Here is a 2797-nt window from a genome sequence, read left to right on the forward strand (position 1 = left end):
ATATGATTCGAAAGGGGCAGTTGTCCGAGGAAAATATGCCTGCTTATAAGCAATTTATGGCTTTAGCAGGATAGTTATGCCTGAAGACAAGGCGCTCTTCGCTTTCACTAGTTCTTGCGACAGAACCAAAATAGCCACTCTACACATAAAACCGTATAGGTATTTAAATGAAAAAAAAATGTAGCAAAATTTTAATGTTTATATTAATGATTGTATCATCGATATTTTTTCCCTCAGCTTACGCTGCTGATGATGATAAAAAATCGTACATTATTATTTTCAAACAAGCTGAACTAGTGGAAAGTGAAGCTCCTCTTCAAACCTTAATTAAAAATGGTGCCGATACCTCTGAAATTATGTCTTCAGGGACAGATGAAGCTAAACAAGACATAGTCGACGAACTTAACCTTGATGGTGAAGTTATAGACATTTATGATGGAATTAATGGAATTCTGGTAAATATTAATCTAACTGAAGCAAATAGGTTAAGTGCTCTTGATCAAGTAGAATCAATAGAGGAAGATAGCATGATACCAGAAGCAGCATTCAGCACCCAGAAAAACGCAGGTTGGGGTTTAGCTCGAATTCATCAGAGTACAGCCACTTCTGATAATAGTTATCAATACGAGTACGATGGATCGGGAAGAACAATTTATGTATTAGATTCAGGTTTAAATATCAATAATCCAAAAGTAGCCACAGAATTTGGAGGCCGGGCTTCAATTATTTGGGATGTTAACTTTTCTGGGAAAGGAGAGGATTGTACTGGACATGGAAGCATGGTAAGCAGTGCAGCTGCAGGAAAGACCTATGGAGTTGCAAAAGGTGTAACTTTAAAGATGGCTAAAATAAGTAAGGGTTGTAGCAGAACTGCATCTCTCGCTGCATCTGTGAAAGCTTTCAACTGGATAGCAGGGAATGCTCCAAGAGGGTCGATAGTCAATTGGAGTTATGGATTTAGAGATAGAGGGCCACGTATACGAATCCCATGCATTCGTAAATATAGCTCTCCTGCTTTAGAAGCAGCAATTAAAAAAGCTTATAATGCAGGTATATTTGTTGTTATTCCAGCCGGCAATGACGCTTGTGATACGAAAAATTATTCACCAACAAATATTCCGGAATCTTTTGTAGTAGGTTCAACCAGTAATCTAGATTTCGCTAATGGAAAAGATAGAATAGCATCTTTTTCTAGAACGGGAACGAATATTTCTGGTTTTGCTCCAGGTACGAATCTTCTCCTAATGAATAAAAACGGGCAACCAACAAGTAACAGCGGTACTTCTTTCTCTGCTCCATATGTTGCAGGGATTATAGCTGTTGTATGTGAGTTTGAAGGGACACTGTGCGAGTCTGGAAATAAAGATATGGCTACTTTATATCACTTATTCAGAAAAACAGGAACGTTAAATACCGTCACCAATACAGATGGAACTACTCTTACGGGGGCAACTTCTAGATTTATCAGTCAGCAATGGTAGTTTAATGTATTGATCCTTCTCTCGCTGAAAATCAGGGAAACGGAGCGATAGCGAAGTTTCCCTGATTTTCAGCGGAGGTAGGATGGAGCGCCTAACATTAAGTTAGAGCATATTTTTAATTTTTATTGAATATTTTAAGAGGTAACTAAAAATGAATCTAAAACATATATTTTTTATAATTCTAATTCAATTCTTAACATTAAACACAGTGTCTGCTGATGAAGCATTCGTGTCTGCTAATAAAGAAGTCGTGTTTTTTGATGGAACTATTCTTACTATTCCTGCAATAAGTTCAGAAAAACAGGCGGGAGCATATCAAGAGGTGAAGTTTAAACTACTTCCTGATGGTAAATGGGAACTATTAGATTATAAGACTAGAGGAATGGTCGATGGAATAACTGATGTTAACATATACCTAACAGAAACTTTTCCTATCCAAGGTTTTTTAGTAGTATCGGGTACTCATATGACCGGATGTGGGAGTATTAAAAAAGTTAGACACCAATTAGTAGGAAATACTTTTATAGTGTCAGTGGACGATATTCCTTACCCTAGTAAGCCTCTAACTGAGGATGATGTTCTGATGTGTACAATGGCCTTAGTCGATTTTTCGAAAACTATTTCCTTACCACTTTATGGACTAAAAGATGGAGAGTACACATATATTGTAAATGATGAATTTTCAGGTGTTTTTAACGTATCTAGTGACAAACGCGTAGAAGTTCCAAATGAAGATGATGATGATGCCATTCTTGATGAAGCGGACGTAGGGAGTACTGAGGGGTAGCGGAGAAGGTGGAGACAAAATAAAAGGCCATCCGACACGGCGTCAAGTCATTTGGAGCCTATGTTCCCCGACCCCTTGTTGGGTCGGGACGAGGTAACGAGGACGAATCGGGGCGCTGAAGGCATTAACAGTCGCGTTAAGTTTTTGCCGCTTGCTTGGGCTGGGATGCCCCAAACAAGTTTTCGCAAAAATAGCGACTCCCCGCACAATCTTGTTTTTGGACGAGTTGTTGCCTTTTCTCCAGAGTATCATTATATTTTTTATTCGATGGATGGATTAATTCCGGCTGCTGTATTTTTGAAATTTCTTCAAACACACGCATTAGATTGTAACGGTTCTGTCGCATTAATGGGTAAATTCTGAGATAATTCACCCTTATTTCCCAATGTACATAAAATCATAATCAGCTTTAAAGGGACACACTTTCCCAAAGACGTTATTCTTTATGCGGTTTTCTTTTATGTCAGGTATGGCGTTTCGTATCGCGACCTTGAAGAGATCATGGAAGAAAGAGGGGTTAATGTTGATC

General features: G+C 38.4%; 3 protein-coding genes and 1 pseudogene. 3 read left to right on the forward strand and 1 reads right to left on the reverse strand.

The annotated features are described in order from the left end of the window. The first annotated feature begins 167 nt into the window (after positions 1-167). On the forward strand, positions 168-1481 hold the full coding sequence (locus tag BQ7314_RS11365) for a S8 family serine peptidase (protein WP_174483808.1): 1314 nt from the start codon (positions 168-170) through the stop codon (positions 1479-1481). A 151-nt stretch (positions 1482-1632) separates the two neighbouring features. Then, positions 1633-2268 carry a hypothetical protein gene (locus tag BQ7314_RS11370; RefSeq protein ID WP_174483809.1) on the forward strand — a complete coding sequence of 212 codons (636 nt, stop codon included), beginning with the start codon at positions 1633-1635 and terminating at the stop codon, positions 2266-2268. Positions 2269-2404: 136 nt separating this feature from the next. Here the strand turns inward: BQ7314_RS11370 and BQ7314_RS11375 are convergent, their stop codons facing one another. Then, positions 2405-2641 carry a hypothetical protein gene (locus BQ7314_RS11375; protein WP_174483810.1) on the reverse strand — a complete coding sequence of 79 codons (237 nt, stop codon included), beginning with the start codon at positions 2639-2641 and terminating at the stop codon, positions 2405-2407. Positions 2642-2667: 26 nt separating this feature from the next. Here BQ7314_RS11375 and BQ7314_RS11380 point away from each other — a divergent pair. After that, positions 2668-2797 (forward strand): annotated as a pseudogene (locus tag BQ7314_RS11380) (IS6 family transposase); the annotation flags it as partial.

It is taken from the genome of methanotrophic endosymbiont of Bathymodiolus puteoserpentis (Logatchev) (assembly GCF_900128525.1).
In the GTDB taxonomy this organism is placed as follows: Bacteria; Pseudomonadota; Gammaproteobacteria; order Methylococcales; family Methylomonadaceae; genus Methyloprofundus.